We start from the raw sequence: 13406 nt of genomic DNA, 5'->3' as shown, positions 1-13406 counted from the left end.
CCCGCACCCGGCCCACGCCACACGCGCGCCGGGGCACCTGACCGCGCCGGGCACCCGGGAGGGCGGGCGGGAGAAGACACGACGTGTGACCCCCCACACCCGCACTGGGCACATCGGTTACCGATGAGTAGCATGGAGCCCGGAGCCGCCGTCTTCTGCCCGCGGCAAGCGAACCCGCATCCTGAGGAGAGCCAACGTGCCTCGTACCGCTAGGGACGTCGTCTTCGTCGACGGCGTCCGCACCCCGTTCGGCAAGGCGGGCCCGAAGGGCATCTACCACGAGACCCGTGCCGACGACCTGGTGATCAAGTCCATCCGGGAGCTGCTGCGGCGCAACCCCGCCCTGTCCCCGGAGCGGATCGACGAGGTCGCGATCGCCGCGACCACCCAGATCGGCGACCAGGGTCTGACCCTGGGCCGTACGGCCGCGATCCTCGCCGGGCTGCCCAAGTCGGTGCCCGGCTTCTCGATCGACCGCATGTGCGCGGGCGCGATGACCGCGGTCACCAGCGTCGCCGGCGGTGTCGCCTTCGGTGCGTACGACGTGGCGGTCGCGGGCGGCGTGGAGCACATGGGCCGGCACCCGATGGGCGAGGGCGTGGACCCCAACCCGCGCTTCGTGTCCGAGAAGCTGGTCGACGACTCCGCCCTGTTCATGGGCATGACGGCGGAGAACCTGCACGACCGCTTCCCGCACCTGACCCGGCAGCGCGCCGACGAGTACGCGGTCCGCAGCCAGGAGAAGGCCGCGAAGGCGTACGCGAACGGCTGGATCCAGCAGGACCTGGTGCCGATCTCGGTGCGCCGCACCTCCCCCGAGGGCGGCGAGACCGGCTGGGGCCTGGCGACGACGGACGAGCCGATGCGCCCGGGCACCACGCTGGAGAACCTGGCCGGCCTCAAGACCCCGTTCCGCGCCCACGGCAACGTGACCGCGGGCAACTCGGCGGGGCTGAACGACGGTGCCACGGCGTCCCTGATCGCCGCCGAGGACGTCGCCCGGGAGCTGGGCCTCCCGGTGAAGATGCGCCTGGTCTCCTACGCCTTCGTGGGCGTCGAGCCCGAGGTGATGGGCGTCGGCCCGATCCCGGCGACGGAGAAGGCACTCGCCAAGGCGGGCCTGTCGATCTCCGACATCGGCCTGTTCGAGGTCAACGAGGCGTTCGCCGTCCAGGTGCTGTCGTTCCTCGACCACTACGGCATCGCCGACGACGACGCGCGCGTCAACCAGTACGGTGGCGCCATCGCGTTCGGCCACCCGCTGGCCTCCTCCGGCGTCCGTCTGATGACGCAGCTGGCCCGCCAGTTCGAGGAGCAGCCGCACGTCCGCTACGGCCTGACCACCATGTGCGTCGGGTTCGGCATGGGCGGCACCGTGATCTGGGAGAACCCGCACTTCGACGGAGGCAGCAAGTGACCACCACCGCCGAGCTTCTCAAGGGAGCGGCCGAGCTGTTCCCCGACGAGGTCGTGACGCAGGCGCACGTGCGCCACCTCGACCTCCCCCAGGACGCCGGGCGCTTCGCGCTCATCACCCTGGACAACGGCCTGGACCACACCAAGCCGACCACCTTCGGCCCGCAGTCGCTGGCGAACCTGAGCGCCGCCCTCGACCAGGTCGAGAAGGAGGCCGCGGACGGCGGGATCGTCGGCGTCGGCATCACCGGCAAGCCGTTCATCTTCGCGGTGGGCGCCGACCTCAAGGGCGTCGAGCTGCTGGGGCGTCACGAGGACGCCCTGGCGATCGGCAAGGGCGGCCACGACGTCTTCCGCCGCCTGCAGGGCCTCGCGGTGCCGACGTTCGCGTACTACAACGGCGCGGCCATGGGCGGCGGTGTCGAGGTCGGCCTGCACTGCTCCTACCGCACCGTCTCCTCCTCCGTCCCGGCGTTCTCCCTCCCCGAGGTCTTCCTGGGCCTGGTCCCGGGCTGGGGCGGCTGCGCGCTGCTGCCGAACCTCATCGGCGCCGAACGCGCGGTGAGCGTCATCATCGAGAACTCGCTCAACCAGAACAAGCAGCTGAAGGGCGGCCAGGTCTACGACCTCGGCATCGCCGACGCGCTGTTCGAGGGCGCGGACTTCCTGGAGCAGTCGCTCATCTGGACCTCCGCCGTCCTCAAGGGCGAGATCCAGATCATCCGCCCCGAGGTGGACCGCGGCGCGGCGTGGGACGAGGCCGTCGCCAAGGGCCGCGCCTTCGCCGACTCCAAGGTGCACGGCGCCGCCCCGGCCGCGTACCGCGCGCTGGACATCATCGCCGCCGCCAAGAACGGCGACCTGGCGGCCGGCTTCGACGCCGAGGACGAGGCCCTGGCGGACCTCATCATGGGCGGCGAGCTGCGCTCCGGCATCTACGCCTTCAACCTGGTACAGAAGCGCGCCAAGCGCCCGGCCGGTGCCCCGGACAAGAACCTGGCCCGCCCGGTCACCAAGGTGGGCGTCGTCGGCGCCGGCCTGATGGCCTCCCAGCTGGCGCTGCTCTTCGCGCGCCGCCTGGAGGTGCCGGTGGTCCTCACCGACATCGACCAGGAGCGCGTGGACAAGGGCGTCGGCTACGTCCACGGCGAGATCGACAAGCTGCTGCTCAAGGGCCGCGTCCACCAGGACAAGGCGAACCGCCTCAAGGGCCTGGTCTCCGGCTCGCTCGACAAGGCCGCCGCCTTCGGCGACGCGGACTTCGTCATCGAGGCGGTCTTCGAGGAGATCGGCGTCAAGCAGCAGGTGTTCGCCGAGGTCGAGGCGGTGGTGAAGCCGGAGACGATCCTGGCCACCAACACCTCCTCCCTGTCGGTGAGCGAGATGGCCTCCAAGCTGGAGCACCCCGAGCGGGTCGTCGGCTTCCACTTCTTCAACCCGGTCGCGGTGCTGCCGCTGCTGGAGATCGTGCGCGGCGAGCAGACCGACGACGCGTCGCTGGCCACCGCGTTCGCCGTGGCGAAGAAGCTGAAGAAGACCGCGGTCCTGACCAAGGACGCCCCGGCCTTCGTCGTCAACCGGATCCTGACCCGCTTCATGGGCGAGATCCAGAACGTCATCGACGAGGGCACCCCGGTCGGGACCGCGGAGAAGGCCATCGAGCCGCTCGGTCTGCCGATGTCCCCGCTGGTGCTGCTGGAGCTGGTCGGCCCGGCCATCGGTCTGCACGTCTCCGAGACGCTGCACCGCGCCTTCCCCGACCGCTTCACGGTCTCCCCGAACCTGGCGGCCGTCGTCAAGGCGGGCAAGCGCGGCTTCTACGTCTACTCCGCCGAGAACGGCTTCAAGCCGGAGCTGGACCCCGAGGTCGCCGCGCTCCTGGTGCAGGGCGACACCGTGCTGACGGAGGATCAGGTGCGCGCCCGCGTCCTGGACGCCGTCGCGCAGGAGATCGGCATCATGCTGGAGGAGGGCGTCGTCGCCGAGGCGCAGGACATCGACCTGTGCCTGATCACCGGTGCCGGCTGGCCCTTCCACCTGGGCGGCATCACGCCGTACCTGGACCGTGAGGGCGTCTCCGAGCGGGTGAACGGCAAGCCGTTCCTCGCCCCGGGCGTCGCGAGCGTCCCGGCGTAACGTCGCGGTACGGCGAAAGGGCCGCCCGGGCTTCCTGCCCGGGCGGCCCTTCGTTGTGGCGGCGGCCCGTTACTTCGCGTAGGCGACCGTCAGATCCCGCACCAGGGCCCGGCGTTCGTAGTCGTCGAGCTCGACCAGGCCGCGCTCGGTGAGACCGCGCACGGTGTCGTCCACGGCCGTCAGCACGTCCTCCAGGACGGCGCGGCGGTGCCGGGCGTCCAGGGCCGCCAGCCGGGCCCGCTGCATCGCGGGCTCGACGGAGGGCGCGTAGGCGACGCGCACGGGCTGCGCGGAGAAGACCTCGACGCCCGCGGGGCGCAGGTCGCGCGCGAGCACGCGGGTGAGCTCCTCGGCGAGGATGTCCACATCGCGCAGGGTGGGACCGGAGCCGCGGAAGTCGTCGGCCGGCAGCCGGGACGCGCAGCGGGTGACGGCCGCCTCGGTCTGCTCGCGCAGGAAGCGCACATGGTCCTCGACGGCGAAGCAGGCGCGGGCGGTGTCACGGACCCGCCACACCAGCAGGACGGTGACGAGGACCGGCGTACCGGCCGCGTCGGTCGCCTCCACGGGGCTGCCGCGCCAGTGCCGGACGGTGATGTCCACCCGGCGCCGCGGCAGCAGCGGGTTGATCCACAGCAGCCCGGTGCGCCGTACGGTGCCGCGGTAGGCGCCGTGCCGGGTGAGCACCCACACGGAGCCGGAGCGGCCCCGGGCCAGGCCCAGCGCGGCGAAGGCGGCGAGCGCCGCGAGGAGAACGGTCGTCAGGTAGCCCAGCGAGTGGTGCGGGTCGCCGCCGAAGCGCAGCGGCACGACCACCGCCGCGAGCGTCGCGGCGAAGACGACGGCCAGCGCCGGAACACCCGGCAGGCAGCGTCCCGGGCGCTCCGCGACGTCGGTGTCCGCGCTCGGCTGGGGGAACCCCGCCGGGGAGAGCTGCGGCGTGGGGGACGGCGCCGGGATCAGCGGCACCGGCGGGTTCACCGCGGGGAACGGCGTCGTGTCGGTGGTGGTCACGAGAACAGTCGCCTCCAGGTCTCAGGTCCGGGATGGCCGTCGGCCTCGCGGCCCGACCACCCCTGTGCGCGCTGGAACGCCTCGACGGCGCGCCGGTCGGACTCGCCCCAGCGGGGGCCCGGGCCGGACCGGTAGTACGTGCCGAAGCCCTTGGCGACCAGCTGCCGGCCCAGCAGCAGGACGTGGGGGTCGGACTGTCCGGGGCGGAAGGTCCCGGGTCCTGGGTAGGCGGTGGGGGCGGCGCCTGGCGCCGTGCCGGCGGGGGCCGGGGCCGTGGTGCCGGGGGCCGGGGTGCCGGGGGCCGCCGCTCCCCGCCCGATGTTCGCCCCCTTGCCGTCGACGAGGTAGCGCCATGTCGTCGGTCCTGGGATGCCGTTGGCCGCCGTCCCCTTCCAGCCCTGTGCCCGCTGGAAGGCGCGGGTGGCATGCTGGTCCGCCGCGCCCCAGCGGGGGCCGGGCCCGGAGCGGTAGTACGGACCGCCGCCGCGCGTCCGCAGCATCCGGCCGAGCCGGGTGACGTTGCGGTTGGAGCTTCCGGCGCCGAACGACCAGCTTCCGGGGAAGTCGTCGAACAGGTCGCCGCCGGAGTCTCCGTCGTCGCTCAGGTACTTGTAGCGGTAGGGCCGGTAGCCGGAGTCCGGCGGCAGCGGGATCTCGGACATCTGGGTGTGCGGCGGGGCCTGCTCGTAGGCGTTGTAGGCGGTGTGCTCGTCGTCCGCCCAGCCGGCGAAGATCCGCACGTGCGAGCCGCCGTGGGGGCTCCTGCGGCTCTGGTAGAGCAGGATGTCGCCGGGCTCGAGATCGTCGACGTCGATGCGGCGGGCGAAGCGCGGCAGACTGCCGGTCCACTCACTGCGGTTCAGGCCCCAGGCCATCGAGACGAAGCCGGAGCAGTCCTGCCGGTAGCCGTCGCTCCAGTACTCGTCCATCCGGTACGGGACCTCGGCGTCCACCCAGGTCTGGGCCCGGTCCAGGATCTCATTGCCCGACAGACGCTGCGGCGCGGCGGCGAGTTCGTGGCCCGCCTCGACGCGGTTCCCCGGCGCGGGGGCCGCGACGGTGACGCCGGGAACCGCGGCGACCGCGCCCGCGCCCGCGATCACCGCCATCGCGGCGGGTGCCGCACGCGAGCCCAGGGACCCCCGTGACCTGCGCGCCGTCACCTCGATCAACCGTGCGCGGGCACAGTCCTCGCACCCGCAGCCGGGCCGCGGCTCGACGTCGACGAACACCGGCGTGGACATGCGCACCACTCCTCTGAATCGGATGCCACATGCCCCCCTTACCCCATTTCATAGGAAAAGCTGCGAAATGGGGCAAGAGTGCGCGCGATCAGCCGACCGGAGTGACGCTCTCGCCCGTCGTCGCGGACGGATCGGCCCCGATACCGGCGGTGTCCGTGGCGGTGGCCGAGGGGCTGCTGGTCGCCGTGCTGCCCGCGGTGGCACCGGCCGTCGGGCTCGCCGACGAACTCGGGCCGGGACTCACGGCCTGACGGACCGCCAGGTCCACGGCCTTCTTCACCAGGACGCGCAGCCGAGACGGCGTCAGCCCGTCCGCGCCGCCCGTCGGGGCGGTGACGGTCTCACCGTTGACCTGCACGACCGGCGCCGTGGTGAACCCGGCCTCCTTGAACTGCCGCTGGGACTTCTTCACCCAGGCGTAGTGGTCGCGCTCCTCCAGGCACGGCACGAACTTGCCCTCGTCGATCGCGCCGGCCGTCCTCGAGACGGCCTTGAGCAGCTTCTCGTCGTTGAGGGCGTCGACCTGGACGTCGGCGGGCTGCACGGCCCACAGCGCGTCCACGAACTGCGTGAAACGGCCCTGGTCCTGCGCGCAGGCGGCCGCGTTGGCCGCGGCGAGGGCGCCCTGGCCGCCGTTCACGGTGTCGGAGGGCCGCACCAGGCGGTAGTTGATCTGGACCTGTCCCGCGGCCAGCAGCTGCGTGAAGGTGTCCGCGAACTCCGCGGCGAACGCCTTGGACTCCGGGGCGCGCAGGTCCTCGTACACGGTCAGCGTCACCGGCAGCACGCTCGGCCGCACCGGCACGTCCAGGGCGTCCTCACCGGCGGCACCGGTCGGCGCCTTGGCCGTGTGCTCCTTCTCCCCGCGCACGTGCGCGCCGATGACGGCCGACCCGCCGAACACCACGACCAGGACGACCGCGGTCCCGGCGTACGACCGCAAGAGCTTGGACTTCGTCTGCTTCACCGGGTCTTTCTACCACCGGCCCCGGTGCCCGGATGCGGGCGGGGGGCGTCCCGGCGGAAGGAGGGGCCGCCCCCCGCGGCGCTGTGCCAGGCTGGTGGGTGTGAACGGCATTCCCGTCCCCCTGGTCGTCGTCGACGCCGCCAACGTCGTGGGCTCGGTACCCGACGGCTGGTGGCGCGACCGGCGGGGGGCGACCGAGCGCCTGCGGGACGCACTCGCCCCGCTCGCGGAGACAGGACTCCCGGAGCGGCCGGACGTGCCGGACTGGGCCCACGAGCCGCCGCTGGATCTGCTGCTCGTGGTGGAGGGCGCGGCCCGTGACGTGGCCCCGGTGCCCGGGGTCCGGGTCGAGGCCGCCCCCGGCCCCGGCGACGACCTGATCGTGGAGCTCGTCGCGGACCGCCGGCCGCCGGACCGGCCCTGCCTCGTCGTCACCGCCGACCGCGAACTGCGCGAACGCGTGAGCGCGCACGGCGCCGCGGTGGCGGGACCGCGGTCGGTGCGCCGGTAGCCGCCGCGCTACGGGTGGTGGATCACGCGGAAGCCCGGCGACGTCAGCCCGTACGCGGCGAGTTGTGCGTCGAGCACGGCCGCCGCTTCCGGAAGCCGGCGCTCGGGGTCGGCCCGGCCGGTGAAGCACAGTTCGGGCGCCATCGGGACCAGTGCGGTGATCGCGTCCCAGAAGGCTGCCCAGTTCATGCCGTCGAACGAGGTGAAGCCGAGTTCGCGCTTCAGAACGGCGTGCAGGTCACGTTCGTCGCGGACCGGTCCGACGTCGATCACCACGCGTGCGGGCGCCTCGGGCTCCGGTTCCTCGGGGCACCCCCAGAAGGACGGCAGCCACCAGCACAGCACCGTAGGGTCGTCGGGCACGGGACGCGGCGCGGCGTCCGTCCGTTCCTCGAACACGTCCACGGCCGGATCGATCGGGCGCCAGGCGTGGTCGAGCGGCTCGTCGTCCGTCGCCGGCCGCGCGAAGCGCCCTCCCGTACTGGTCGCGGGCACCGCAGGCCCGGAAGTTCCGCTGGGCCTCGGCCGGCGGGACGCGGTTCGGACGGCCCCACTGGTACGGCCACCGCAGTTGCTCGGGGTCGTCCTCCCAGTGGCACACGGGGCAGATGGCATACGTGCCGGGCCACCCGTCCCCGGCGTCGAGGACGAGGTGACCGCAGCAAGGACAGGGACGGCGGGCGTCCACCGGTGCGGTCCGGCCGCTCGGCCCCGCGCGACGCGACCCGATTCCGGCCCGCGGTCTTGGGAAGCGGCTCTAGCCGTGGCCGCGGGGCGCGTACAGCACCGCTCCGTCGACCGTACCCACCCGGGCGTAGCCGCCCCGCGCGAGGAGGTCGCGGAACTCGGGGACGGCGGCGGCCCCGTACGGGGCACCGCGTGAGTCGTCGACGACCAGGGCGGGGGGCGCCGAGGCGAATTCCTCGCGCAGGACGTGCCACGCGCCGGGGACGGCGTAGCGGGCACCGACCCGGGCACCGCCGCGGCCGCCGCTGAAGTTGGTGAGGAAGCCCGCGGTGAGGTAGCGGCCGGCGGGGGCGCGGTCGGCGAGCCAGTACTGCTCCGGGTGCATGCCCCACAGCAGGACGGTGTCCTGCGGGCCGCTGCGGGCGCGGACCGCGGCCGCGACCGCTCGGGCGTGGTCGTGTTCGGCGCGGGGCGCGACAAGTCCCCAGGCGGTGAAGACCGCCGCCGCCAGCAGCGTCCAGGCCGCCGCGAGTCGGCGGGCCGGGCCCCGGGAGGGCAGCCGGCGCACCGCGGCGATGCCGATGAGCACCAGCGGGGGCAGCAGTTGCAGGTAGTAGTGGCCGTAGAACTGGAAGCCCGCCACGACCGCGCAGACCGACGCCGCCAGCCACACCCACAGGTCCGCGTCGGCGAAGGGCCGTCGTCGTGCCGCCCACCACAGCGCGGGCACCAGGAGTCCGGCCCCGGCGGCCAGCAGGATCGCGGCGTTGCCGAGCCCGCGGCCCGCGCCGAGGAGCCAGGCGCCCTGCGGTGACATGTAGGTGCTCGAGCCGGTGACCGTCCAGAAGACGAAGTCCCGTGTGCCGGTCGCCGCCGCGACCACCGCGACGGGCACGACGCATCCCGCCAGCAGGCGTCCCCAGCCGCCGCCCGTACCGGCGGCGTACGTGCCGGAGGCGCCGCCCGAGGCGGCGCCGCGGCCCGGACCCGGCAGGACACCGGAGCCGGCCGCCGTCCGCAGCAGCATGCCGTCGCCGCGCCCTGCGGCCCAGGACGGGGTCAGCGCCCGCGGCGACAGCCCGGAGGAGGACGGGGCCTGCCGCCCGGCCCGCCAGAGCGACCACACGACGGGCAGCAGCACCACGGCCCCCGTCTGCTTGGTGAGGGCCGCCCCGGCCACCGCGAGCCCCGCCAGGCCCCAGCGCCGCCGGTCGGCCAGCAGCACGGCGGCAGCGGTCCACGGCAGCGTGAAGACCTCGAAGCTGGCCGCCTGGGTGTCCTCGGGCGCGAGTCCGACGGACAGCAGTACGTAGGCGACGCCGGCCGCCGCCGCCCACCGGTCGCCCCAGCGGCGACGGGCGAGGGCGGCGAGCAGCGCGGCCGTCACGACGTGGGCGGCGACGGCGGCGCAGCGCAGCGGCTGCAGCGAGTCGTCGCCGAAGAGCGCGAAGGCGCCCTGGTAGAGCCACGGCAGCAACGGGGGCTTGCGGTCGACGACGGTGTCGTACAGGACCCCGCCGGCGGCCAGCATCCGGGCCTGCGTGGCGAGGAAGCCCTCGTCGGGGTTCCAGACCGGGCGCAGGAAGGACGGCAGGTGCACCAGGGCGGCCAGGACCGTCAGCAGCGGGATCAGCGGCAGCCAGAACCTGTCGCCCGGGAGGGCCCGTGCCGGCGCGGCGGGACGGGCGTTCTCGGGACGGCTGGGCACGCGCCCCAAGCTACCCCACCCCCGCGGGCCCCCTGGCCGCGGTCAGCTCGCCCCCCGGCGGTCCGGCTCCGGCACGCGCAGCCGGCTGTGCCGGTGTCCGTAGGCGAAGTACACGACGAAGCCCAGCGCCATCCAGATCGCGAACCGCAGCCAGGTCTCGGCGGGCAGGTTGAGCATCAGCCAGAAGGTGGCCAGCACCGACACCAGCGGCACCCACGGCACCCACGGGGTGCGGAAGGACCGCGGCAGGTCGGGGCGGGTGCGGCGGAGCACGACCACGCCGATCGCGACGACGATGAACGCGAAGAGGGTGCCGATGTTCACCAGCTCGGCCAGTTCCGCGATGCTGGTGCACCCCGCGACGACCGAGACGACGACACCGAGCAGCAGGATCGAGCGGTACGGCGTGCCCGCCGTGGGGTGGACGCGGGAGAAGAAGCGCGGCAGCAGGCCGTCGCGGCTCATCGCGAAGAACACCCGGCTCTGCCCGAGCAGCAGGATCATGCACACGGTCGTCAGGCCGACGGCGGCGCCGAAGCTGATCAGTCCGGCCCAGAAGGGATGCCCGACCGCCTTGAACGCGTCGGCGAGCGGGGCGTCGACGGACAGTTCGGTGTACTTCTGCATGCCGGTGACGACGACGGAGACCGCGACGTACAGGATCGTGCAGATGAGCAGCGACCCGAGGATGCCGCGCGGCACGTCCCGCTGGGGGTTGCGGGTCTCCTCGGCGGCCGTGGCGACGATGTCGAAGCCGATGTACGCGAAGAAGACCACGGCGGCCGCGGTGAAGATGCCCATGACGCCGAACTGGGCGGGCTGGAAACCGGTCATCAACTGGATGAGGGGCGCCCCGAGGCCGGCCCCCGTGCCGGTGACCTCCTTGGAGGGCGGGATGAACGGCTTGTAGTTGTCGGCGTTGATGAAGAACGCCCCGGCGACGATGACGACGAGCACCACGGCGACCTTGATGGCCACGATCACGGAGGTCACGCGGGCCGACAGCTTCATGCCGGCCACCAGGATGCCGGTCAGCACGAGGACCAGCAGGAAGGCCAGCAGGTCGAAGTGGAACGTGGTGTCCGTGCTGCCGGACAGGGCGGTCGGCAGTTGCCAGCCCCAGTTGTCCATCAGCGAGCGGATGTAGCCGGACCAGCCGACCGACACCACCGCGCATCCCAGCGCGAGTTCGAGCACGAGGTCCCACCCGATGATCCAGGCGGGCAGTTCGCCGAGGGTGGCGAAGGAGAAGGTGTACGCGGACCCGGCGACCGGCACGGTGGAGGCGAACTCCGCGTAGCACAGGGCCGCGAGGGCGCACACGATGCCTGAGACGACGAAGGCGAACGCCACCGAGGGGCCCGCGTTGTCCTTGGCCACCTTGCCGGTGAGCACGAAGATGCCGGTGCCGATGACGACGCCGACGCCGAAGACCGTGAGGTCGAGGGCGGAGAGCGACTTCTTGAGGGTGTGCTCCGGTTCCTCCGTGTCCTTGAGGGACCGTTCGACCGATTTGGTCCGGAAGAAACTGTTCTGACGCTTTCCGGCCGGTTTCTTGTCGTGTCCGCCGAAACCGCCGTTATCACCCAGATCCACCGGCGCACCTCCACAGTTGTTCCTGCATCACAACACCTGGGGGTGCTTGTGACCGGAACAGGCGCGCCTACACCTGCGCAGATGGGCCGGGCGATCACCCGTAAGGGTGGCCGCCCGGCCCATCGGCCCGTACCGCGTCAGTCGCCGGCGACCTGCGGGGTGGGCTCGTCGGCGTAACGGCCCTGGAGCCGCGAGACCAGACCGGTCACCTGGCGGGCGATGTCCGGGGCGGTCAGGCCGATCTCGGCCATGACCTCCTTGCGGCTCGCGTGGTCCAGGAACTGCTGCGGGATGCCGAAGTCCCGCAGCGGGACGTCCACGTTGGCGTCGCGCAGCGCCTGGGAGACCGCGGAGCCGACGCCGCCGGCGCGGCCGTTGTCCTCGACGGTGACGACGACGCGGTGGCGGGCGGCCAGGCCCGGCAGCGCCTCGTCGACCGGCTTGACCCAGCGGGGGTCGACGACGGTAGTGGTGATGCCCTGGGCGTCGAGCAGGTCGGCGATCTCCAGGCACATCGGGGCGAGTGCGCCCACCGAGACCAGCAGGACGTCGTGCGCCGGCGCCTCCGGCTCCCCCGACGCTTCGTCGGTCCTGGGCGTGGCCTCGCGCAGCACGTCCATGCCGCCGACGCGGCCCACGGCCTTGACCGCCGGGCCGACCGCGCCCTTGGAGTAGCGCACCACGGTCGGGGCGTCGTCGACCTCGACGGCCTCGCGCAGCTGGGCGCGGACCTGGTCGGCGTCGCGCGGGGCGGCGATCCGCAGGCCGGGCACGACCTGGAGGATCGACATGTCCCACATGCCGTTGTGCGAGGCGCCGTCGGTGCCGGTGATGCCCGCGCGGTCCAGGACGAAGGTGACCCCGCACTTGTGCAGCGCGACGTCCATCAGCACCTGGTCGAAGGCCCGGTTGAGGAACGTCGCGTAGACCGCGACGACCGGGTGCAGGCCACCGGTGGCCAGGCCCGCGGCCGACACCGCGGCGTGCTGCTCGGCGATGCCCACGTCGTACACGCGGTCAGGAAAGGCCTTGGCGAACTTCTCCAGACCCACCGGCTGCAGCATCGCGGCCGTGATGGCGACGATGTCCTTGCGCTCCTTGCCGAGCTTGACCATCTCCTCGCCGAACACCGAGGTCCAGTCGGCGCCCGAGGCGGCGATCGGAAGGCCGGTGTCGGGGTGGATCTTGCCGACGGCGTGGAAGCGGTCGGCCTCGTCCTCCAGCGCCGGGGTGTAGCCGCGGCCCTTCTCGGTGAGGCAGTGCACGATGACCGGCCCGCCGAAGCGCTTGGCCCGCTGGAGAGCGGACTCCAGGGCGGCGATGTCGTGGCCGTCGATGGGACCGACGTACTTCAGGCCCAGGTCCTCGAACATGCCCTGGGGCGCGATGAAGTCCTTGAAGCCCTTCTTGGCGCCGTGCAGCGTCTCGTAGAGGGGCTGGCCGATGACCGGGGTGCGCTCGAGCAGTTCCTTGGTGCGGCTGAGGAAGCGCTCGTAGCCGTCGGTGGTGCGCAGCGTGGCCAGGTGGTTGGCCAGGCCGCCGATGGTCGGCGCGTAGGAGCGCTCGTTGTCGTTGACGACGATGACCAGCGGGCGGTCCTTCGCGGCGGCGATGTTGTTCAGCGCCTCCCAGGCCATGCCACCGGTGAGCGCGCCGTCACCGATCACGGCGACGGTGTGGTCGCGCTTGCCGAGGAGCTCGTTCGCCTTGGCGATGCCGTCGGCCCAGCCGAGCACCGTGGAGGCGTGGCTGTTCTCGATGACGTCGTGCTCGGACTCGGCGCGCGACGGGTAGCCGGACAGGCCGCCCTTGCTCTTGAGCTTCGTGAAGTCCTGACGCCCCGTGAGCAGCTTGTGGACGTAGCTCTGGTGCCCGGTGTCCCAGAGCACCTTGTCCTTGGGCGAGTCGAAGACCCGGTGCAGGGCGAGGGTCAGCTCGACCACACCCAGGTTCGGGCCCAGGTGCCCACCGGTCTTGGAGACCTCGTCGACCAGGAAGGTACGGATCTCGCCCGCCAGCTCCACCAGCTGTTCTGGCGCGAGCCGGTCGAGGTCGCGCGGTCCCTTGATACGAGTCAGCAGCGCCACCCGTGCCTCCTTGCTGTCGCTTGCCGGGTTTCCCGAGTGTA

General features: G+C 72.7%; 10 protein-coding genes and 1 pseudogene. 3 read left to right on the top strand and 8 right to left on the bottom strand.

Annotation, left to right across the window (positions count from 1 at the left end; all coding sequences use genetic code 11):
• Positions 1-196: 196 nt before the first annotated feature.
• The gene (locus tag ACFYXS_RS11085; RefSeq protein ID WP_389246286.1) at positions 197-1417 is read left to right on the top strand and encodes a thiolase family protein; all 1221 of its coding nucleotides are present in this window, start codon (positions 197-199) and stop codon (positions 1415-1417) included.
• Positions 1414-3552, top strand: coding sequence for a 3-hydroxyacyl-CoA dehydrogenase NAD-binding domain-containing protein (locus tag ACFYXS_RS11080; protein ID WP_389246284.1), 2139 nt, complete (start codon positions 1414-1416; stop codon positions 3550-3552). Before ACFYXS_RS11085 ends, ACFYXS_RS11080 begins: the two co-directional genes overlap by 4 nt.
• 69 nt (positions 3553-3621) lie before the next feature.
• Here the strand turns inward: ACFYXS_RS11080 and ACFYXS_RS11075 are convergent, their stop codons facing one another.
• From ACFYXS_RS11075 to ACFYXS_RS11065, 3 genes are all read right to left on the bottom strand, one after another.
• Positions 3622-4566, bottom strand: coding sequence for an SPFH domain-containing protein (locus ACFYXS_RS11075; RefSeq protein ID WP_389246282.1), 945 nt, complete (start codon positions 4564-4566; stop codon positions 3622-3624).
• Positions 4563-5810, bottom strand: a complete 1248-nt coding sequence (locus ACFYXS_RS11070) for a peptidoglycan-binding protein (RefSeq protein ID WP_389246280.1) — start codon at positions 5808-5810, stop codon at positions 4563-4565. Before ACFYXS_RS11070 ends, ACFYXS_RS11075 begins: the two co-directional genes overlap by 4 nt.
• Before the next feature lie 88 nt (positions 5811-5898).
• The gene (locus tag ACFYXS_RS11065) at positions 5899-6777 is read right to left on the bottom strand and encodes a DsbA family protein (protein WP_389246278.1); all 879 of its coding nucleotides are present in this window, start codon (positions 6775-6777) and stop codon (positions 5899-5901) included.
• A gap of 91 nt (positions 6778-6868) precedes the next feature.
• On the opposite strand from ACFYXS_RS11065, the gene ACFYXS_RS11060 reads away from it, so the two are divergent.
• Complete coding sequence (locus ACFYXS_RS11060; RefSeq protein WP_389246884.1) at positions 6869-7288, top strand: NTP pyrophosphohydrolase; 420 nt, start codon at positions 6869-6871, stop codon at positions 7286-7288.
• A gap of 8 nt (positions 7289-7296) precedes the next feature.
• On the opposite strand, the gene ACFYXS_RS11055 is transcribed toward ACFYXS_RS11060, so the two are convergent.
• The 5 genes and pseudogenes from ACFYXS_RS11055 to dxs all read right to left on the bottom strand — a co-directional run bounded on the left by ACFYXS_RS11055 (position 7297) and on the right by dxs (position 13365).
• Positions 7297-7782, bottom strand: a complete 486-nt coding sequence (locus ACFYXS_RS11055; protein WP_389246276.1) for a barstar family protein — start codon at positions 7780-7782, stop codon at positions 7297-7299.
• Positions 7783-7828: 46 nt separating this feature from the next.
• Positions 7829-7975, bottom strand: a pseudogene (locus ACFYXS_RS11050) (CPCC family cysteine-rich protein); the annotation flags it as partial.
• Between the two features lie 69 nt (positions 7976-8044).
• The gene (locus tag ACFYXS_RS11045) at positions 8045-9682 is read right to left on the bottom strand and encodes a glycosyltransferase family 39 protein (protein ID WP_389246274.1); all 1638 of its coding nucleotides are present in this window, start codon (positions 9680-9682) and stop codon (positions 8045-8047) included.
• 42 nt (positions 9683-9724) lie between these two features.
• On the bottom strand, positions 9725-11272 hold the full coding sequence (locus tag ACFYXS_RS11040) for an amino acid permease (protein WP_389246882.1): 1548 nt from the start codon (positions 11270-11272) through the stop codon (positions 9725-9727).
• Between the two features lie 143 nt (positions 11273-11415).
• Entirely contained in the window at positions 11416-13365 is a 1950-nt protein-coding gene (dxs, locus tag ACFYXS_RS11035) for a 1-deoxy-D-xylulose-5-phosphate synthase (RefSeq protein WP_389246272.1), read from the bottom strand.
• Positions 13366-13406: the final 41 nt, after the last annotated feature.

Source organism: Streptomyces sp. NPDC002574 (genome assembly GCF_042889545.1).
Lineage (GTDB): Bacteria > Actinomycetota > Actinomycetes > Streptomycetales > Streptomycetaceae > Actinacidiphila.
This window is presented reverse-complemented; position numbering and strand designations above follow the sequence as displayed.